Source organism: Pseudomonas sp. KH_021 (genome assembly GCF_057838865.1).
The window spans coordinates 314,036-331,266 of the sequence record NZ_JBYQOU010000002.1 but is presented as its reverse complement, the minus strand read 5'-3'; the positions used below and the strand labels follow the sequence as shown (position 1 = coordinate 331,266).

The following is a 17,231-nucleotide window of genomic DNA, read 5'->3' as shown; positions in this document are numbered from 1 at the left end:
CGCCCCCGTGATTGAACCTGTGCACAGATCGACCTGCGGCTGGTAGTGCAGCAGAAATTCCCGACGCTCCCGAGCCTGCCACAATTCTGCAGCGGAGACCGCGCAGTGTCTGAGCTGGTCACTGCCGCTCCCGAAAGGCCGGCAGTGCCGCTCTCAGGAAGAGGATGAAGAGAACCGCCAGCACGAGCGCAGCGAGGCCCCAATGTTCGCTGACGAAGGCCCCGGCCGCAGTCCCCGAAAGCAGCAATGCCAGCACCGGCAAATGGCAGGGGCAAGTGAGCGCGGCGAGCACACCCCACGTGTAGGCGCGCCAGCGGGGTATCTTGATTGATTCGGATTGGTTGGTGTTACGCATGGGCGTGACCTTCGACGGCGCAATGGGTCAGCCCGGCCAACTCCGTTTTCACTGCGGCTAAAGCCGCCTGCCGTGTCGCGATTTGCCGAAGCAAGCGCTCGATACACCCGATCACATCGGTACTATCGTGCGCATCGAGCGCATCGAGCGCATCGAGCGCTCGACAGAGCCGCGCCAATTCGTCGAGCCCGATACCGGACTCGAAGGCGGCACGCACGAAGCACAGCCGCGCCAGGGACCGCTCATCGAAAATGCCGTAACCGCTTTCCGTGCGTCGCGCGGGGTGCAGCAAGCCGCGCAGCACATAGTCGCGCACCACATGCACGCTGACGCCCCCGTCTTCGGCCAATCTGGATATCGTGTAGGCATTCATCACCGACACTCCCTGCCTTCTCCGCAAACTGGGGCGCGCAGATATTTTCTTCCGGCCAGGCGCTCAGGTAGCCAGAGGAGCAACGGCGTAGCACCCAGAGCCAGTAGCAGCCACAGCCTGGAGAGATGCTCGCCGTTTTGATCCAACACATAAGCCAGCAGCGCACCAAGCGCGATCAACAGGTAGTAAGGCCCCGTGATGTAGCAGTGAAGGCGGCGACAACGCGCGGCGTTGACCAGGCAGGCGCCGCCCATTACGGCCAGCGCGGCGCTCGCTGCCAGGAACAACGCGGGGCGTCGATCCGCCAGAACAATCGCTATCGTCGCCACGACGGCAGGCAGCCCCCAGAAGCTGACCACCTGCCATGTCTTGCGTAGGCTGTCGCACCTACCGAGTTCGCCTGCCGTGTTGCTCATGTTTCAACCTCCCTCTCTCATTACCCGGCGCAGCAGGACAATTGTTTGACGTCCTTGTTAAAGGTCTGTGCGGCGAGCTTCAGCCCCTCGACCATCGTCAGGTAGGGGAACAACTGATCGGCCAGTTCCTGCACCGTCATCCGGGCGCGGATGGCAATGGCGGCGGTCTGGATGATTTCCCCCGCTTCCGGAGTCACCGCCTGCACGCCCAGCAGCCGGCCGGAGCCCGCTTCGGCGACCAACTTGATGAAACCCCGCGTGTCGAAGTTAGCCAACGCTCGTGGCACGTTGTCCAGGGTCAAGGTGCGGCTGTCGGTTTCGAGGCCGGCGTGCTGCGCTTCGGCTTCGCTGTAGCCGACGGTGGCCACTTGCGGATCGGTGAACACCACGGCCGGCATGACGTCGAGATTGAGCTTTGCCTCGCCGCCGGTCATGTTGATTGCCGCGCGGGTGCCCGCCGCCGCCGCCACATAGACGAACTGTGGTTGGTCGGTGCAGTCGCCGGCCGCATAGATATCCGCTGCGCTGGTGCGCATACCCTGATCGATCTGGATTCCACCGCGCTCGTCCAGCTTCACGCCGGCGCCGTCCAGATTCATGCCCTGGGTGTTCGGCAAGCGCCCGGTGGCAATCAGCAGTTTGTCGGCACGTAACTCACCATGGTTGGTGGCCAGTACGAACTCGCCGTTGGCGTGGGACACCTGGCTGGCTTGCGTTTGCTCCAGCACTTCGATGCCCTCCATACGGAAGGCCTCCGTCACCGCCGCGCCGATGGCCGGGTCTTCGTGGAAGAACATCGCACTGCGTGCCAGGATCGTGACCTCGCTACCCAGCCGGGCGAAGGCCTGCGCCAGTTCCACCGCCACTACGGAGGCGCCGATCACGGCGAGCCGCTTAGGGACTGTATCGCTCGCCAGCGCCTCGTCCGAGGTCCAGTAGGGCGTGTCCTTGAGACCGGGAATCGGCGGAACGGCCGCGCTCGCGCCGGTGGCGATCAGGCAGCGGTCGAAGGCAACGATGCGCTCGCCGCCCTCGGCTAGTTCCACGCTGAGCGTGTGGCCGTCCTGGAAACGGGCGGTGCCACGCAGCACGCTGATGGCTGGGGTGCTCTCCAGAATACCTTCGTATTTAGCGTGGCGCAGTTCGTCGACACGGCCTTGCTGCTGCGCGAGCAGTCGCTCGCGCAGGACCGTCGGTGTCGTGGCGGACAATCCAGTATCGAACGGACTCTCGCGGCGCAGATGGGCCACATGCGCGGCACGAATCATGATCTTGGAGGGCACGCAGCCCACGTTGACGCAGGTGCCGCCGATGATGCCGCGCTCGATCAGGGTGACGCGGGCACCGCCTTCCACCGCCTTGAGCGCGGCCGCCATCGCCGCGCCACCGCTGCCGATGACCGCAATGTGGAGCCTACCGTCTTCTTTCCCGGCGCCAGTGCTGCCGCTCAACCAGCCCCGCGCCTTGTCGAGCAGACCAGGACGGGCTTGTATCGTGGAATCTTCGAACGCCGCTCGATACCCCAGAGCCTCGACGGCGGCCTGCATTTGCTCTCGGCTTACGCCCTCGTCGGCCTTCAATTCGGCCTTCCCGCTGGCGTAGGAAACATCCGCCTGGTGCACGCCCGGAATTTGCTCCAGGGCATCTTTCACATGCTCGACACAGGAGGCGCAGGTCATGCCGACGATTTGCAGTTTGGTCATAGCGTTATTCCTCAGATGGGTCTCTTGTCGGTATTACTGTTTCTGCGGAGTCGGACAGGAATCCGGCCCGCAACGGCGGTTGGCGGGCGACACCAGATCCCATATCGACACCCCAAACATGAGGGCCAGGCCGATATAGAGCAGCCAGCCGCTCCGCCAGCCGTAAGCCAGCATCAAAAACACCGCTGCCAGCACCAGGACAGGACCGATCAGACTGAGCGCAGTCCGTCGCCACTGCCGATGATTGAGCCAGCCAAGGGCATTAACGAGCAGAGCCAGTCCAGCAAAAAGAGGCAGCAGCGTGGTGATGAACAGGCCTTCCCACTGGCTCAAAAAGCCCAGACCGATCGCGGCCCCCAGGCTGGCAAGGGCGGGAAAACACGAGGCGCAACCTATGGCGGAAACCAGCACGCCGACAGAACCGGCTTTGTCACCGATCCGCGTGAACAGATTGAAAGAAATTGCCATCGGAATTCCCGCCTATTGCTTGACGCTGGATGGGTAGCCGGCGTCCTCGGTCGCCTTGGTCAGCGCCGGGGCATTGGTCTTGGTATCGTCGAAGGTGACGGTGGCCTCGCGGTTTTCGAAGCTCACCTCAGCCTTGGTCACGCCATCGACCTTGGTCAACGCCTTCTTCACCGTAATCGGGCAGGCGGCGCAGGTCATGCCGGGCACCGACAGGGTAACGGTCTGGATGGCCGCCCAGACAGGTGTGGCGACGAGAGTGGCAAGGGCGAAGGATGCGAGCAGTTTTTTCATGGCGAACTCCTGATCAGTAGAACAAGGGAAGGATGTAAGGGAAGCCGAGCGCGACCAGCGCCAATGCCGCAACCACCCAGAACAGCAGCTTGTAGGTGGTGCGTACCTGAGGAGTCGCGCAGGCTTCCCCGGGTTTGCAGACTTGAGCCGGGCGAAAAATGCGCCGGTAGGCAAAAAACAGCGCGATCAACGCCCCGCCGATAAAGATCGGGCGATAAGGTTCCAGCACGGTCAGGTTGCCGATCCAGGCCCCGCTGAATCCCAGTGCGATCAGTACCAACGGCCCCAGACAGCAAGTCGAGGCGAGAATCGCCGCAAGCCCCCCGACGACAAGAGGGGCGCGCCCGTTTGATGGTTCAGACATGCATTTCTCCTTTCGAGCATTTGATCGATGGTTTAAGGTTAATCCCGTAGTCAAGTACGGAATCAAGCGGTATGAAAAAAAATTTGGAAAGTCTGACCATCGCCGCCTTCGCCAAGGCAGCCGGGGTCAACGTGGAAACCATCCGGTTCTATCAACGCAAGGAGCTGTTGCCCGAACCGGACAAGCCCTACGGCAGCATTCGCCGCTACGGCGAGGCGGATGTCGCACGGGTGAAATTCGTAAAATCCGCGCAACGGCTAGGCTTTAGCCTCGAAGAAGTGGCCGGGCTATTGAGGCTGGATGACGGCGCTCACTGTAATGAAGCGCGCGTGCTCGCCGAGCAGAAGCTCGAGGACGTGCGCGGCAAGCTCACAGATCTGCGACGGATCGAGTCAGTTTTGGAGCAACTGGTTCACGACTGTTGTGCGAGCCACGGGACTGTTTCCTGTCCGCTGATCGTTTCGCTGCATAGGAACAAAGAGCCGCGCTGACCTACGATGAGCAGTTTCGTAAGGCGCCCCTGTTTGTCGGCTGGAGCTTAAAAAAAGCGGCGCTCAATGAGCACCGCTGAATGGCCAAAGGAGCACTTGCAGAGGCCACAGATGGGTAATCTGACATTTACGCTCACGCCTTATCAGGACAAACTCACGCTGAGTCTGGTCGAGCGGAGCGTGGAGCGGTCGCTCATGTACTACCTTGCAGGTGAACAGGCGGGCTGCTCTTCGACACGGCTAGCCGCCGTGGCCCCTCGTTGCTCAATCTTCACCACCAAGGCCGCCTCAGCCTTGTCGTGCATAGAAGCGGCCCGCTCAATCAAACGATCGCTCCCGCCCTCGGCCCATATGGTGGATGACAGCAGAGTCGAACCAACTATCAGCAGTAGTCTTAGGGAAACTCTGAAAAAGACTTCCATCTCTGGTGAAATACCCGCCTCACACGAATCGAACGGTTGAGCCCCGATGAAACAGATGTCCTTCGCCGATGCCGAATACGCCGGCAAACGCAAGCAGACCCGCCGTGAGCGCTTCCTGATCGAGATGGATCAGGTCGTGCCCTGGAAGGGCTTGATTGCCTTGATCGAGCCGCATTATCCGAAAGGTGAAGGCGGTCGTCCGGCGTATCCGTTGCTGGCCATGTTGCGGGTTCATCTGATGCAGAACTGGTTCGGCTACAGCGATCCGGCGATGGAAGAATCACTATATGAAACGACGATTCTGCGCCAGTTCGCGGGGCTGCATCTGGATCGAATTCCCGATGAAACCACGATCCTCAACTTCCGGCGCTTGTTGGAGAAACATGAGTTGGCGGGCGGAATCTTGCAGGTCATCAACGGCTATCTGGGTGACCGTGGTTTGATGCTGCGCCAAGGCACGGTGGTCGATGCGACGATCATTCATGCACCGAGTTCGACCAAGAACAAGGACGGTAAGCGTGACCCGGAAATGCATCAGACGAAGAAAGGAAATCAGTACTTTTTTGGTATGAAAGCGCACATCGGCGTCGATGCCGAATCCGGCTTAGTGCACAGTCTGGTGGGCACGGCGGCGAATGTGGCGGACGTGACGCAGGTCGATCAGTTGTTGCAGGGTGAGGAAACTTACGTGTGCGGCGATGCGGGTTATACCGGTGTGGAAAAGCGTGCTGAGCATCAGAACCGCACGATGATTTGGTCGATTGCCGCGCGTCCCAGCAGCTATAAAAAGCACGGAGAAAAGGGCGCATGCGACGCAAGATCGAATACGCCAAAGCGCAGGTGCGGGCCAAGGTGGAACATCCCTTTCGCGTGATCAAGCGCCAGTTTGGCTACACGAAAGTACGCTTTCGTGGCTTGTCGAAAAACATCGCGCAACAGACAACCTTGTTCGCCTTGTCGAACCTGTGGATGGTGCGAAAACGGTTGTTGAATGCGGGAGAGGTGCGTCTGTAATGCAGGCTGATCGCCCTGAAGCACAGCGATCAGAGGAAAAAACCATGAATTAAAGACAGGAAAGGTCTGTTTTCGACCGACTTAGCATTTTTTGAACCTCAGGCAGCGAGGGCCTCAAAAATCGGTGGGTACTTCAGACCTTCCTTAGGTATTTTCATAACAGCCTCCTCTCGGGTTTTCTACCCACGAGTCGACTCTATCTCCGTAGTTAAGTACGGAGTCAAGGAGGAAATGGAGTTGAAGAGAACCTAGATTATGGTGCTGAGAGAAGATGGTAGGGCTTTAGTGCGCTTTCTGTTCCGTTGCTCCCCAAACCCCAGCTTGAAGCATGCTCCAAGGTCAAGCTGCGGATGCCCGCGCAAGACGCGCAGCGAACCAGCCGGACGCCCTTGACCTTTGAGCGCACTCGAAGGTTTATAGTGAGTTTAGCGAGCTTCGCTCCGCACCCGCCGGAGCCCGCCCCTGATGACTCGGGTGCATGAGAGGGAGGTAATTGACCATGACTCGCAAAGTTGAAGTCTTTAGCGCCGGCTGCGCAGCTTGCAACGAGGTGGTGGATACGGTGAAACGCCTGGCCTGCCCGTCTTGCGAGGTGAGCGTGCTCGACATGCACGACATGCAGGTGGCACAGCGCGCCCACGCCCTAGGTGTCCGCTCGGTTCCCGCCGTGGCCATCGATGGCGTCTTGGCCGATTGCTGTGCCGGCCGCGGCGTGGACGAGTCACGTCTGCGGGCGGCCGGCTTAGGCCAGGCGATCTGAGCCGATGGCGGACCCACGGTAGGCAGCAGGCTCCTTGATGACGGCGCTGACTGCGGCGCTGGCACTGTTGCCGCTGCTATTTTCCGCCGATGCGGCGGGCAAGGAAATCTTACATCCGGTGGCGGTGGTAATTTTCGGCGGGCTGGTTAGCTCGACCATTATGGACAGCTTCCTGACCCCCTTGATGTTCTGGCTATTTGGCCGGGCACCCTTGCAGCGTTTATTGGATGACCACAGTCAGACCATGCTCTAACCCAGATGCACATTAACCCGACGCCCACCATGAACGGAGTCACCATGAAAAAAGCATTTCGCACACTGTTGTTGAGCAGCAGTTTGATCCTTGCCATTAACGTCACTTATGCCCATGAAGATGCGCCGCAAGCGCCGCAGCATGAAGGAGTGGTAAGCGAGGCGTCGTCGGGCAATACCGCCGAACTGAGCCTGGCAGGCGGCAAGCTGAGCGGTGCTCAAACTGACGTTCCCGGCAAGTCGGCTGAGCTGTTTCGCTTCGTCTTGCCGTGAGCATTAACTACTTTTTTCGCAGCGCTCAATGCCACGTAGTTGATCATGATCAATGAGCGACTGGTTACGGCGGCGCAGCATGGTAGGCAGGCGATTGCTCGCCGAACACCAGTCGCAATAGTCACTGTTTCGCTAAAAGGATCAGCGCTCATGTTCAAGTTCAAGTTCAAACTGCTTTTGGCGTCCAGTCTCGCTCTGGCTTTAAACGTAGCGCTGGCAGCGCCAGTTGGCACTGTGTACACGGCCAATGAGCGCGACAGTTCGATTAGCCAAGTCAGGCTCGACACGGGAGTGGTCAAAACGCTGGCCCTGAACATTGCACCGCATAATTTACACATCAGCGCCGATGGACGCTGGCTGCTAGTGGTGGGCATGCCTGCGCATGCTGAGCATCAAACAGGAGCCATGAGTGGGGGTGAGTTGCTGGTGTTCAGCACTGCCACGCTGGATAAACCGGCCTTTAGCCTGCCGGCGGGGCAACATCCTGCCCACGTGGTGACTGACCTGAGCGGGCAGCGGGCTTTCGTTAGCGACTCTGCCGCTAATCTGGTGCGGGTGTTTGACCTACAAGCACGCGCTCAGCTCGGCACTGTCAAGACCGGTAGTTTCCCCCATGGTTTACGCCTGAGCCCGGATGGCAAGAAGCTGTATGTCGCCAATATGCGCAGTGGAAGCGTATCAGTAATCGATACCGCAACGCTGAAAGAAACCACGCAAATTGCCGTGGGTAATGGCCCCGTGCAAGTCGGTTTCGCCCCAGATGGGCGGCAGGCCTATGTGTCGCTGAGCGCAGAGAACAAGCTCGGAATCATCGATACGAAAACACAACGTTTGATAGGTAAAGTTGCCGTCGGCAGAACGCCGATTCAGATGTATGCCACGGCAGATGGTCGCCAGGTCTACGTGGCCAATCAGGGCAGCAGCAGTAAGCCGGATGACCGCGTCTCGGTGATTGATCCGCAGACCTTGAGCGTTGTCGCCACCCTGACCACCGGTAAGGGCGCTCACGGCGTGGCCATCAGCAGCGATGGCGCTTATGTGTTTGTTAGCAATATCGAGGCCGGCACCTTCTCTGTGATCGATACTGCCAGCCGCACAGTGGTGGCCAGCCATAAAGTCGGGGCCGGACCCAATGGCATTAGCTACCAAGTGCCCGAGTGAGCAGCAAACAACCGCTGGTTTGACTTAGGTCATTCGGGTGCTACTTAGCGTGATCCGAATTGATCCCAAGGGTCAGGGTCGGTCCCCCTCAGTCCGGAACTCCTCGAGTTGACTGGATAGCCCCGCTTTGTCTTGCAGGAGAAGCTGATTTTCTGTGGCCAATTCGGTCACATGGGTTTCAGCCCGGGTTAAGCCTTCCGCCAAAAGGCTCCGTTCCCTATCGACCAAAGCCAGGCGCGTCAGTGTCTCGGCCAAACTCTACTCGCCATTGCCGTGCTCTTGTGCCTGATGATCTGCTTAAGCTCGGTGAGTTGATACGCCACCTGCTCATGCGCGCTGCGGCTCTGCGTCAGCGTATTCTGGGGCGTGAGCGCGATCGTTGTGTTGTGTCAGGCGTTGCTCCTGAGCTTGCTGCTCGGCGCGAGAAAGGGTTACGCGCGATCTCAAATAGTTCTTATGTTCGTCAGCGAACGGACGTCACTGAATAGCGGGGCCAAGCTGCACGTACACCGAGAGAAGTGGGTCAAAGCTGGCGCTAATCGCCGATCGCATCACCATCACTGGAGAACATATCAACGAACGAGAACCAGATGGCTCACCACACTGGGATCCGCGACAACATGCGACCCTGAATAGATGTGTGTAGTCACTGCCACGACCTGCCTGCATAGCGCGATGACCCATTGCCTTGCGGCAGGAGGCAAAAACGTCGAAGCCACACATTTCAAGAGCTAATCGAACACCCCAATGCAGGCACACAAGAAAGTAATTTTCATGCTGCGCGGCAATGGCAGCGTGTGTCGACCCTCCGGCCTCTACCTGGAGATTCACGATGTCACAGCAAATCAAACACAGCAGATCTAACCAGTTCACTTTATCGGCCTGCGCCGTAGCGATGGCCGTCACGGTCATGGCAGTAGCACCGACGTGGACGAATACCGCCGAACCCGCGAAGAAGGATGCGAAGGCCATGTCCGCGAACAGATGGATCATTCGAAGAAGGATGGCATGAAGGATATGGGCGGCATGAAGCACATGGAGGGTATATCCATGACAGGCGATGTGGATTATAACTTCGCGGCCAACATACGCATGCACCACCAGATGGCGGTCCACATGTCGCAAGCCGAACTCAAGAACGGCAAAGATCCGCAGATGCTCCAGGTGGCCAAGGACATCATTGCAGCACAGAAGAAGGAAAACGCCGTATTCGATCGGTGGATGAAAGCGCACAAGAAGCTATGATTAAGGCGCTGCTGAAGTCGAATTAGGGTGCGGCTGCTTTGAAACAAGCGGTCGTGCCGGTTTGAACAGCAATCCTCAGTCAGGCTGGTTTGCCTGAACTAAGAAGATCCGAGGATGCTCCGCTGAGCTCGGAAGCATTGATGCGCAACCTGCTCGGTATGCAAGCAGTGGTACCGGTGCTGCTCGATGAAGCAGAACCGAAGACCCCAATCTGCCGCGTTATACGGAGATCGTAGCTATTGCGCATACATCGGCAGGGAATACTCGGAGCCAGACGATGCCGTTGAGCAAAGCAAGTACCCTCTTATCCGCCTTTTTTGTATTCACGACAACGGGCTGCCAACCCTCCAACGTTCAGCCGTTATCAATCACTGGGGATGCCGTAGCGCGGTCTCAATCGGCGTGTCAAAAGGAGGACTTCATCTGGAATAACAAGATTGTGCCTTCCCTCTACGGCTCTGAACTCCCAGCGCTGACTGCGCCAAGCATCGGTGATACCTTAACCTTGGCAATGCCGAGTTTTACGGTTAAGTCGCTGACTGCGCAAGGAGATGAGCTGGAGCAAGGGCGGCGCAAATTGGTGCATGCATTTGGTGCAGAGGCGCGCTTCCGGTTTGTGGCGAACCGTGCAGTGGCGAGTCGCTATACCGGCATCTTCCAAAGCGGCACCGACTGCGTGATTGGTCGTCTTTCGTTGGCGACTAAGCCGACGGATACCCACTCTGTGCCGGCCTTAGCATTGAAGTTTTTCATTGACGGTAATCACCCGTCGGTCAATTTACAGGTTATGAATTCCATCGATGGCCAAGAGAGATACAATTTCTTCGAGAAGACTTTCAGCAACATCATTCCACCCGCAGGCTCTTTTGCGACGCGCTTACTCGCCGGTTTCTTTGAATGGGCAGCCATACGTTTTGGGGCTAGAGATTCAGATCCCGGTCACTTGACCGTTGAGCATCTGGCCGATATTAACGCCGATGGCTCTAAAGTGGCTGCGCCAAGGGCGCCTTACCAACTTCTTTTTAAGCCGCGGCCAGCTGCTGCTGCTCGCTTCAACGGGGTGACAATGCAGGATGACTTTCGGATAAGGTTGACTGACTTCCCTGTCGGAGAGGTGCTGTACGACGTTTACGCCTTGGATAAAGGCGAGACGGTCGAGCAGGCTAAACTTTTAGGCCAACTGGTTCTAAATTCCAAGATCGTGGCGTCTCGGTATGGCGACGAAAAGCTCTACTTTCAACACAATATGCAAAGATAAGCCTAAGCCGCGTGTATGCGTCCGGCCATCACGCCTTGCGTAACTAAACCGGTTGCCACTTATGCGGCAGCAACTGATCGATTTCACTCGCCCGCTGCGTCGGCAGGCGCGTGAGAACATCCTTCAGATACGCGTACGGATCATGACCATTCAGCCGTGCAGACTGGATCAAACTCATGATCGCCGCCGCCCGTTTTCCGCTGCGTAGCGACCCTGCGAAGAGCCAGTTCTTGCGTCCCAACGCCCAGGGCCGGATCTGGTTCTCGCACCAATTATTGTCAATGGGGACGGCCCCGTCATCCAGGTAGCGTGACAGCGCTGCCCAGCGTTTCAGGCTGTAATCCAGTGCTCTGCTGATGGCTGAGCCTTCAGGCACGAGATCGCGCTGGGCGAGCATCCAGGCATGCAGCGTATCCATCGCCGGGACGGCTTTTTCTTGCCGTATTCGGCGGCGTAAATCCGGCTCCAGGTCGCGCACTTCACTCTCGATTTCGTAAAGCAACTGGATATAGCGCAGGGCCTGCTCGGCGAGCATGCTCTTGTTGGTGGTGTGCAGTTCGAAGAACTTGCGCCGCGCATGGGCCATGCAGCCGATCTCGGTGACGCCGAGTTCGAAGCTGGCCTTGTAACCAGCATTATGTGTTGGAGCACATAATGCTGGTTATGTTGCGGCCTGAGTTATGTGATTCCGACCGGGCGAATAGGCAGTTTCTATGTTGTCGATAGGCGATTGACGCAACATAAATTGCAGCGCCTTGGTAGACCTTCATCCCCTGGAGTGTCTGCCATGTTCGAAAATATCTATTCTTCAAACGCTGCCTGTAAACGCCATCGTGCGGGGTCGCTGGCCGCTGAACGCGAGCGATATCTACAGCACTGTGCTGAGCAGGGCTGTACGCATGCCTCCCTTTACTTAAAGGCGTGCTGCTTGCTTTGGATCGCCGAGCGGGTGCAGCCAAGCGACCTCAATGCAATCAATTCGTCGCGGCTGCGCCAGATTATTCACGAAGGGCCATTGCCGGCCAATTCTCCTGCAACTGCTACGACGTTGATAAACACCGCGAGACCTTGGTTTAAGTTCCTAGGCTGGTGGCAAGAGCCAACGGCGGAGCCAATTCCATTCGAGGAGAATCTTGAGCTTTTCGTCTCGTGGATGCGGGACGAACGCGGTTTGACACCATGTACCATCAGTCAATGGCGCAGTCGAGCGGCAACCTTTTTACGCTGGTGCTTCAACACAGGCCGTAGATTTTCGACGCTTAGCCCCGAGGATATTGATGCCTACTTCATCACCTACGGTGCGCAACGGTGGTCGCGAATTTCGGCAGGGCACGTCGCAACAATGTTGCGGGTATTCCTGCGCTACGCGGCAACGCAGGGATCATGCAGCAGTACATTGGCCGACTCGATCCGCTCCCCGCGACATTACGCCCTGGAGTCACTTCCCTATGCACTGAGCTGGGAGGATGTTCAGCGGTTACTCGCAACTACAGATTCAAGTTCTGAACGCGATGTGCGCGATCGAGCCATTCTGATGCTTCTCGCCATCTACGGCTTACGCCGGGGAGAAGTTGCTGCACTCCGGTTGGATCAGATCGACTGGGCTGCTCGCCAATTGCGTATTTGGCGATTGAAGCGCCGTCAGCCGCAGGTTTACCCATTGGTCTCCACAGTGGCTGAGGCATTAGCGCAATACGTTGACACAGTGCGTCCGAAGGTACTGCACCCTGAGATATTCATCCGAATTCGGGCGCCGCGAATCCCCATCTCCGCTGCAGGTCTATACAACATCGTCAGCGGCAGATTGCGTCTGCTCAACATACAAGCTGCACATTTGGGGCCGCACGCGCTTCGACATGCATGCGCGGCCAGGCTGCTCGCCAATGGGCTGAGCCTCAAGGAAATTGGCGACCACCTTGGCCACCGAAGCACATCGGCGACGATGACGTACACCAAGGTTGATCTGGTCTCGTTACGTGAAGTCGGTGACTTCGACCTGGGAGACCTGCAATGAGAACCTTGGACGTAGTCAATGCCTACGTGGCTGTCCGTCGTGCCCAAGGCGTGGGCCTGAATAGCAGTGCCAGAGTGCTGCGTCAGTTTGCACGTGAGACTGGAAATCTCCCGCTCCCCGAAGTTACTCCAGAGGCTGTAGCCGCATTTCTGCACGGGCACGGTGAGCTAAGCGCTACGTGGAAGACGAAGCGAGGATTACTTGTTAGCTTTTATCGCTTCGCAATCGCACGTGGCCACACAACGATCCAGCCCCTGCCGGAACGACCACCACAGCTTCCACCGGCACAGACTCCCTATGTCTATGCCGCCGCAGAAATACAGCACCTATTAGATGCCACCGTCATACTGAGTACCTCGCTCAGTCGCCTTCAAGCTGTGACATACAGAACTCTGCTGCTGATCCTTTACGGTGCCGGGCTGCGCGTCGGAGAGGCGATCAGACTAAACCTCTGTGACGTCGACCTCGAGCAGCGAATCATCACCGTTCGTGACACAAAGTTTTATAAGACAAGGCTGGTGCCGATTGGGCCCAGGCTGGCATCGAAACTGCGAGTTTATCTACGACAACGTTGCGCGCTAGCACTTCCACTAGGCCAAGACTCTGCCCTGCTGTGCACTCGTACTGGCCATCGCCTGAACTATCAATACGTCATAACTCTGTTCCAACGCGTTCGTTTGGCGGCAGGTATTGCTCGCCCAACTGGCGAGCTACGGCCTCCGCGTCTCCATGATCTGCGGCATACAGCCGCCGTTCATCGTGTACTGGGATGGTATCGCGCCGGTAAGGATGTACAGCGGCTATTGCCGCAATTGGCAACGTATTTGGGGCATTTCGACATAAGGTCGACCCAGCGCTATTTGCATATGACTCCCGAACTGTTGCACGAAGCGAGTCGCCGATTTGCCATTTATTCAGGCCAGGAGATTGATCATGATTGACCGCAATCGCCTCGGGGCATGGGTACGTCGCTTCTTGTTGGAGTATCTGGTCGCCGAGCGCAACCTTTCCCACAACACTCAGATCAGTTACCGCGACACGCTGACACTCCTGCTTCCATTTGTCAGTCGAAGAGCCTCGGTGGCAATCGACCATTTGTCGGTGCTCGACATATCGCCCGCCATCGTGCGCGCATTCCTTGAACACGTCGAACACGAGCGCGGTTGTGGCATTGTCACGCGCAACCAGCGGCTCTGCGCGATTCATTCATTAGGGCGCTTCATCGCTATGCGATCGCCAGAGCATTTGGCGTGGTGCACAGAGATCCGTTCTATCCCGTTCAAAAAAACTACCCAGGCGGTCATCCACTACCTCGACAAGCCAGAAGTGGAGGCTCTGCTCCGGGCACCTAATCGAGCTACGAGCCAGGGTGCACGGGACTATGCGATTTTGCTTTTTCTGTACAACACTGGCGCCCGCGCTGATGAAGCTGCCTGCCTCAGCGTTGGTAATTTGCAACTTGGGACTTCACCCTCCGTGCGCATTCTGGGTAAGGGAAACAAATGGCGCGTCTGCCCCCTGTGGGCAGTAACAGCTACAGCGCTGCGGCCACTCATCGTCGAACGCAGAACAGAGGATCGCGTATTCATAGGTCGTACCGGGAATCCCATGACTCGATTCGGCATGTATCGCGTTGTGTCGGTGTATGGACGAGCAGCCGGCAAGTGGGTTGATTCCATGCAAGGCAGGCGCATCAGCCCGCACACTATTCGACACACGACCGCCGTTCACCTGTTAAGAGCCGGGGTCGATATCAATACAATTCGGGCCTGGCTGGGGCATGTCTCCTTGGACACAACCCACATCTACGCGGAAGTCGATCTCGAAATGAAGGCCAAGGCGCTTGCATGTTTGGACGTCACAAATGTGCCTGAGGCTGTGCGCCTGCGACCGAATTCAGCATCTCTCATGGCGTTCATGCGAGGGCTGTAGCATGAATTTATGTGCCACTTTTTGCGCCGAACTCCCGATTGGGAGGCGGCGCCTCTTACCCCCGCAACATAACTCAGGCCGCAACATAACCGCCAAAATCATCACAGACCAGCTTGCCCTTCCAGTCTTGCAGGAAGTTGCGAGCATGCTCACCGGCGCGGCTGGGGCTGAAGTCATAAACGACAGCCGCTGTTTCGCAGAATTGGCTGGTGGCGTAGGCCCAGACATAAGAGCGGTGGGTTTTCTTCGAACCCGGAGCGAGCATCTGCACCGGCGTTTCATCGGCATGAATGACCTGCTGCCCGAGCACTACGTCGCGCAACGCATCGACCAAAGGCTGCAATTGCACGCCAGTCACGCCAACCCATTGAGCCAACGTTGAACGTGGGATTGCCAAGCCTGCTCGACCGAAAATTGATTCCTGGCGGTAAAGCGGCAGATGGTCGGCAAACTTCGCGATCATGACGTGGGCCAGCAAGCCAGCGGTCGGGATGCCTTTGTCGATGACTTGCGCCGGAACCGGCGCCTGGATCAGCGTTTCGCAGTCGTCACAGACCCACTTGCCGCGGATATGGCGTTCGACGCTGAATACGCCGGGCGTGTAGTCCAGCTTCTCGCTGACGTCCTCACCGATGCGTTTGAGTGCACAGCCACATGGGCAGTGAGTGTTGTCCGGCTCGTGATGGATCAAGGTGCGTGGAAATTCTGCCGGCAACGCGGTGCGCTTGGGCTTTTGCTTTTTCTCGGTCGGCGTAGGAGCTGTTTGCAAGGCTTGAAGCTCAGCTTCAATCGCCGCGATATCGGTATCGATCAAGTCATCGAGCAAGCTGGCCTGCTGCGGATTCAACTGCTCGCTGCGCTTGGCAAACTTCAAGCGCTTGAGTTGCGCGATCTCATGGGTCAGTTTCTCGATAACCGTCTGGTCGCGGTTGATCTTCTTGCCCATGGTCTCGACCGCCTTGCCCATCGTCTCGACTTGCTGGTCAAGTGTCTCGACACGCTGTATCAACTGCGCCGCCAAAGCGCGCAGTTGTTCAGGGGTAAGGTGATCGAGATTGGGGAGCGAAGTCATGGTGCCGATTTTGCCAGACCAGGCAATTCGCGGCGATAGACCGATAGGCTAATGGCAGCCGTTAAAGCAGTGTGATCGCACCGCCGGAGCCCGCGCGCTGCCATGGCAGGCCCAACACCAGGGCCTGAAGTTGCTCGGTATCCAGCTCTATTTCAGAGCCATGGCGAATGCCTGGCCAGTGGAACTTACCTTGGTTCAACCGGCGAGCAGCCAGCCAGATGCCGAAGCCGTCATGCACCAGAACTTTCATCCGAGTGGCGCGGCGGTTGGCGAACAGATAAGCACAGTGCGGCTTCGCCGCACCGAACACCGCGATCACTCTGGCCAACGCGGTCTCGGTGCCTGCGCGCATGTCCATCGGCTCGGTGGCGAGCCAGATGGAATCGATGCGGATCATTGGACGAGTCCACGGATGAATCGGGCGCATCCTTCAGGATCGGAAGTTGGCCACGTCACCGTGAGCGTTTGCTGGCCGAGCGGTAACTCAATGATCGCCAACGCTTCGGTCTTTCGCTTTGGTTCGACTTTCAAAGGAATAAAAGCTGGCAGAGCGACTGCCTGCTGATCCCGGTAAAGCGGTATCCACCGGCGAACAACATTGGCGTTGATACCATGCCTCATCGCAATAGCCGCCACGGAAACACCGGGCTGTTCGCACTCTTGGACGACTTGGGTTTTGAAGGATTTCGGGTAGGACTTACGTTGGCGCATGGCGATCCTGACGTTAAGGGTAATTGCGTCCGCTTAAAAATACGCGGACACAATCGCCCTTATCGGCCTGGCTCGGAAGGTGTGTTCGCCGGCCCCTTACAGCCGCGTTGCGGGACAGCAGGTTGATTCGGTGCTCGCCGGTAATGCGTTGACCATCAACCGCCGTCTCAATGGTCGCGGTAGGAATGGCAGTTACCTGTAAGGGGCCGGCGAACACACCTTCCGAGCCCGGCCGATAAGGGCGATTGTGTCCGCGTAATTTTATGCGGACACAATTACCCTTAATGTCAGGATCGCCATGCGTGAACGTAAGTCCTACACAAAATCCTTCAAGGCCCAAGTCGTCCATGAACGCGAGCAGCCCGGCGTTTCCGAGGCAGCCATCGCGATGAGGCACGGTATCAACGCTAATGTCGTGCGCCGTTGGCTACCGCTTTACCGTGATCAGCAGGCTGCCGCGCTACCCGCTTTTATCCCTTTGAAAGTCGAATCAAAACGAGTGGTTGAAGCGCCGGCGATCATTGAATTACCGCTTGGCCAGCAAACGCTCACGGTGAAGTGGCCAATTTCCGATCCCGAAGGGTGCGCCCGATTCATTCGTGGGCTCACCCAATGATCCGCATTGATGCCATCTGGCTCGCCACCGAGCCCATGGA

22 protein-coding genes and 3 pseudogenes are annotated in these 17,231 nt (G+C 57.8%); 12 read left to right on the top strand and 13 right to left on the bottom strand.

Features of this window, described 5'->3' with window-relative positions:
- Positions 1–118: 118 nt before the first annotated feature.
- The 7 genes from merE to merT are packed head-to-tail and all read right to left on the bottom strand — an operon-like array spanning position 119 to position 3,970.
- Positions 119–355 (bottom strand): broad-spectrum mercury transporter MerE, encoded by a 237-nt coding sequence (gene merE / locus AC3IX4_RS30460; protein WP_010466053.1) that lies wholly within the window; start codon positions 353–355, stop codon positions 119–121.
- Positions 348–728: a mercuric resistance transcriptional repressor MerD gene (gene merD, locus AC3IX4_RS30455; protein ID WP_489261488.1), complete on the bottom strand. Its 381-nt coding sequence runs from the start codon at positions 726–728 to the stop codon at positions 348–350. Before merD ends, merE begins: the two co-directional genes overlap by 8 nt.
- Positions 728–1,144, bottom strand: coding sequence for a hypothetical protein (locus AC3IX4_RS30450; protein WP_489261487.1), 417 nt, complete (start codon positions 1,142–1,144; stop codon positions 728–730). Before AC3IX4_RS30450 ends, merD begins: the two co-directional genes overlap by 1 nt.
- Positions 1,145–1,164: 20 nt before the next feature.
- On the bottom strand, positions 1,165–2,847 hold the full coding sequence (merA, locus tag AC3IX4_RS30445) for a mercury(II) reductase (protein ID WP_489261486.1): 1,683 nt from the start codon (positions 2,845–2,847) through the stop codon (positions 1,165–1,167).
- 33 nt (positions 2,848–2,880) lie between these two features.
- Positions 2,881–3,315, bottom strand: a complete 435-nt coding sequence (gene merC / locus AC3IX4_RS30440; RefSeq protein ID WP_489261485.1) for an organomercurial transporter MerC — start codon at positions 3,313–3,315, stop codon at positions 2,881–2,883.
- Positions 3,316–3,327: 12 nt separating this feature from the next.
- Positions 3,328–3,606 carry a mercury resistance system periplasmic binding protein MerP gene (gene merP, locus AC3IX4_RS30435; RefSeq protein WP_019819715.1) on the bottom strand — a complete coding sequence of 93 codons (279 nt, stop codon included), beginning with the start codon at positions 3,604–3,606 and terminating at the stop codon, positions 3,328–3,330.
- Between the two features lie 13 nt (positions 3,607–3,619).
- Positions 3,620–3,970 (bottom strand): mercuric ion transporter MerT, encoded by a 351-nt coding sequence (merT, locus tag AC3IX4_RS30430; protein WP_102599625.1) that lies wholly within the window; start codon positions 3,968–3,970, stop codon positions 3,620–3,622.
- A 71-nt stretch (positions 3,971–4,041) separates the two neighbouring features.
- Here merT and merR point away from each other — a divergent pair, with 71 nt between their 5' ends.
- Entirely contained in the window at positions 4,042–4,461 is a 420-nt protein-coding gene (gene merR / locus AC3IX4_RS30425) for a mercury resistance transcriptional regulator MerR (protein ID WP_489261484.1), read from the top strand.
- Positions 4,462–4,661: 200 nt separating this feature from the next.
- Here merR and AC3IX4_RS30420 read toward each other — a convergent pair whose 3' ends face one another.
- The gene (locus AC3IX4_RS30420) at positions 4,662–4,883 is read right to left on the bottom strand and encodes a co-regulatory protein PtrA N-terminal domain-containing protein (protein ID WP_489261483.1); all 222 of its coding nucleotides are present in this window, start codon (positions 4,881–4,883) and stop codon (positions 4,662–4,664) included.
- A gap of 46 nt (positions 4,884–4,929) precedes the next feature.
- Here AC3IX4_RS30420 and AC3IX4_RS30415 point away from each other — a divergent pair.
- The 5 genes and pseudogenes from AC3IX4_RS30415 to AC3IX4_RS30395 all read left to right on the top strand — a co-directional run bounded on the left by AC3IX4_RS30415 (position 4,930) and on the right by AC3IX4_RS30395 (position 8,343).
- A protein-coding gene (locus AC3IX4_RS30415) for an IS5 family transposase (protein ID WP_489261482.1) occupies positions 4,930–5,897 on the top strand; the annotation gives its coding sequence in 2 pieces (ribosomal slippage) (positions 4,930–5,667 and positions 5,670–5,897; 966 coding nt in all).
- Positions 5,898–6,396: 499 nt separating this feature from the next.
- Complete coding sequence (locus AC3IX4_RS30410) at positions 6,397–6,657, top strand: thioredoxin family protein (RefSeq protein WP_207235042.1); 261 nt, start codon at positions 6,397–6,399, stop codon at positions 6,655–6,657.
- Between the two features lie 34 nt (positions 6,658–6,691).
- Positions 6,692–6,910, top strand: a pseudogene (locus AC3IX4_RS30405) (efflux RND transporter permease subunit); the annotation flags it as partial.
- A gap of 44 nt (positions 6,911–6,954) precedes the next feature.
- Positions 6,955–7,182 carry a hypothetical protein gene (locus tag AC3IX4_RS30400; protein WP_489261481.1) on the top strand — a complete coding sequence of 76 codons (228 nt, stop codon included), beginning with the start codon at positions 6,955–6,957 and terminating at the stop codon, positions 7,180–7,182.
- Positions 7,183–7,332: 150 nt separating this feature from the next.
- Positions 7,333–8,343: a YncE family protein gene (locus AC3IX4_RS30395; protein WP_489261480.1), complete on the top strand. Its 1,011-nt coding sequence runs from the start codon at positions 7,333–7,335 to the stop codon at positions 8,341–8,343.
- 477 nt (positions 8,344–8,820) lie between these two features.
- Here the strand turns inward: AC3IX4_RS30395 and AC3IX4_RS30390 are convergent, their stop codons facing one another.
- Entirely contained in the window at positions 8,821–9,255 is a 435-nt protein-coding gene (locus AC3IX4_RS30390; protein WP_489261479.1) for a hypothetical protein, read from the bottom strand.
- A gap of 15 nt (positions 9,256–9,270) precedes the next feature.
- Here AC3IX4_RS30390 and AC3IX4_RS30385 point away from each other — a divergent pair, with 15 nt between their 5' ends.
- Positions 9,271–9,588 (top strand): DUF305 domain-containing protein, encoded by a 318-nt coding sequence (locus tag AC3IX4_RS30385; RefSeq protein WP_489261478.1) that lies wholly within the window; start codon positions 9,271–9,273, stop codon positions 9,586–9,588.
- Between the two features lie 277 nt (positions 9,589–9,865).
- Positions 9,866–10,846 (top strand): hypothetical protein, encoded by a 981-nt coding sequence (locus tag AC3IX4_RS30380; RefSeq protein WP_102599641.1) that lies wholly within the window; start codon positions 9,866–9,868, stop codon positions 10,844–10,846.
- 43 nt (positions 10,847–10,889) lie between these two features.
- Here AC3IX4_RS30380 and tnpC (AC3IX4_RS30375) read toward each other — a convergent pair.
- Positions 10,890–11,480: pseudogene (gene tnpC / locus AC3IX4_RS30375) on the bottom strand (IS66 family transposase); the annotation flags it as partial.
- Positions 11,481–11,633: 153 nt separating this feature from the next.
- On the opposite strand from tnpC (AC3IX4_RS30375), the gene AC3IX4_RS30370 reads away from it, so the two are divergent.
- From AC3IX4_RS30370 to AC3IX4_RS30360, 3 genes are read left to right on the top strand one after another with little or no spacing between them, the layout of a single operon-like run.
- Positions 11,634–12,860 (top strand): tyrosine-type recombinase/integrase, encoded by a 1,227-nt coding sequence (locus tag AC3IX4_RS30370; protein WP_489257779.1) that lies wholly within the window; start codon positions 11,634–11,636, stop codon positions 12,858–12,860.
- Entirely contained in the window at positions 12,857–13,801 is a 945-nt protein-coding gene (locus AC3IX4_RS30365; RefSeq protein WP_489257780.1) for a tyrosine-type recombinase/integrase, read from the top strand. Before AC3IX4_RS30370 ends, AC3IX4_RS30365 begins: the two co-directional genes overlap by 4 nt.
- A complete protein-coding gene (locus AC3IX4_RS30360) occupies positions 13,794–14,792 on the top strand; it encodes a tyrosine-type recombinase/integrase (RefSeq protein WP_489257781.1) in 999 nt (332 codons plus the stop codon). Before AC3IX4_RS30365 ends, AC3IX4_RS30360 begins: the two co-directional genes overlap by 8 nt.
- Positions 14,793–14,868: 76 nt before the next feature.
- Here AC3IX4_RS30360 and tnpC (AC3IX4_RS30355) read toward each other — a convergent pair.
- The 3 genes and pseudogenes from tnpC (AC3IX4_RS30355) to tnpA (AC3IX4_RS30345) all read right to left on the bottom strand — a co-directional run.
- Positions 14,869–15,864, bottom strand: a pseudogene (tnpC, locus tag AC3IX4_RS30355) (IS66 family transposase); the annotation flags it as partial.
- A 61-nt stretch (positions 15,865–15,925) separates the two neighbouring features.
- Entirely contained in the window at positions 15,926–16,261 is a 336-nt protein-coding gene (tnpB, locus tag AC3IX4_RS30350) for an IS66 family insertion sequence element accessory protein TnpB (protein WP_339493220.1), read from the bottom strand.
- On the bottom strand, positions 16,258–16,575 hold the full coding sequence (gene tnpA / locus AC3IX4_RS30345; RefSeq protein WP_489261477.1) for an IS66-like element accessory protein TnpA: 318 nt from the start codon (positions 16,573–16,575) through the stop codon (positions 16,258–16,260). The genes tnpB and tnpA (AC3IX4_RS30345) overlap by 4 nt, the downstream gene beginning before the upstream one ends.
- Before the next feature lie 298 nt (positions 16,576–16,873).
- Here tnpA (AC3IX4_RS30345) and tnpA (AC3IX4_RS30340) point away from each other — a divergent pair, with 298 nt between their 5' ends.
- Positions 16,874–17,191, top strand: a complete 318-nt coding sequence (gene tnpA / locus AC3IX4_RS30340; protein WP_489261476.1) for an IS66-like element accessory protein TnpA — start codon at positions 16,874–16,876, stop codon at positions 17,189–17,191.
- The last annotated feature ends 40 nt before the right edge of the window (positions 17,192–17,231 follow it).

Excerpts from the sequence above, each read along its gene's own strand:
- merE (WP_010466053.1), bottom strand. The coding sequence starts at position 355 with ATGCGTAACACCAACCAATCCGAATCAATCAAGATACCCCGCTGGCGC.
- merD (WP_489261488.1), bottom strand. The coding sequence starts at position 728 with ATGAATGCCTACACGATATCCAGATTGGCCGAAGACGGGGGCGTCAGC.
- AC3IX4_RS30450 (WP_489261487.1), bottom strand. The coding sequence starts at position 1,144 with ATGAGCAACACGGCAGGCGAACTCGGTAGGTGCGACAGCCTACGCAAG.
- merA (WP_489261486.1), bottom strand. The coding sequence starts at position 2,847 with ATGACCAAACTGCAAATCGTCGGCATGACCTGCGCCTCCTGTGTCGAG.
- merC (WP_489261485.1), bottom strand. The coding sequence starts at position 3,315 with ATGGCAATTTCTTTCAATCTGTTCACGCGGATCGGTGACAAAGCCGGT.
- merP (WP_019819715.1), bottom strand. The coding sequence starts at position 3,606 with ATGAAAAAACTGCTCGCATCCTTCGCCCTTGCCACTCTCGTCGCCACA.
- merT (WP_102599625.1), bottom strand. The coding sequence starts at position 3,970 with ATGTCTGAACCATCAAACGGGCGCGCCCCTCTTGTCGTCGGGGGGCTT.
- merR (WP_489261484.1), top strand. The coding sequence starts at position 4,042 with ATGAAAAAAAATTTGGAAAGTCTGACCATCGCCGCCTTCGCCAAGGCA.
- AC3IX4_RS30420 (WP_489261483.1), bottom strand. The coding sequence starts at position 4,883 with ATGGAAGTCTTTTTCAGAGTTTCCCTAAGACTACTGCTGATAGTTGGT.
- AC3IX4_RS30410 (WP_207235042.1), top strand. The coding sequence starts at position 6,397 with ATGACTCGCAAAGTTGAAGTCTTTAGCGCCGGCTGCGCAGCTTGCAAC.
- AC3IX4_RS30400 (WP_489261481.1), top strand. The coding sequence starts at position 6,955 with ATGAAAAAAGCATTTCGCACACTGTTGTTGAGCAGCAGTTTGATCCTT.
- AC3IX4_RS30395 (WP_489261480.1), top strand. The coding sequence starts at position 7,333 with ATGTTCAAGTTCAAGTTCAAACTGCTTTTGGCGTCCAGTCTCGCTCTG.
- AC3IX4_RS30390 (WP_489261479.1), bottom strand. The coding sequence starts at position 9,255 with ATGACCGTGACGGCCATCGCTACGGCGCAGGCCGATAAAGTGAACTGG.
- AC3IX4_RS30380 (WP_102599641.1), top strand. The coding sequence starts at position 9,866 with ATGCCGTTGAGCAAAGCAAGTACCCTCTTATCCGCCTTTTTTGTATTC.
- AC3IX4_RS30370 (WP_489257779.1), top strand. The coding sequence starts at position 11,634 with ATGTTCGAAAATATCTATTCTTCAAACGCTGCCTGTAAACGCCATCGT.
- AC3IX4_RS30365 (WP_489257780.1), top strand. The coding sequence starts at position 12,857 with ATGAGAACCTTGGACGTAGTCAATGCCTACGTGGCTGTCCGTCGTGCC.
- AC3IX4_RS30360 (WP_489257781.1), top strand. The coding sequence starts at position 13,794 with ATGATTGACCGCAATCGCCTCGGGGCATGGGTACGTCGCTTCTTGTTG.
- tnpB (WP_339493220.1), bottom strand. The coding sequence starts at position 16,261 with ATGATCCGCATCGATTCCATCTGGCTCGCCACCGAGCCGATGGACATG.
- tnpA (WP_489261477.1), bottom strand. The coding sequence starts at position 16,575 with ATGCGCCAACGTAAGTCCTACCCGAAATCCTTCAAAACCCAAGTCGTC.
- tnpA (WP_489261476.1), top strand. The coding sequence starts at position 16,874 with ATGCGTGAACGTAAGTCCTACACAAAATCCTTCAAGGCCCAAGTCGTC.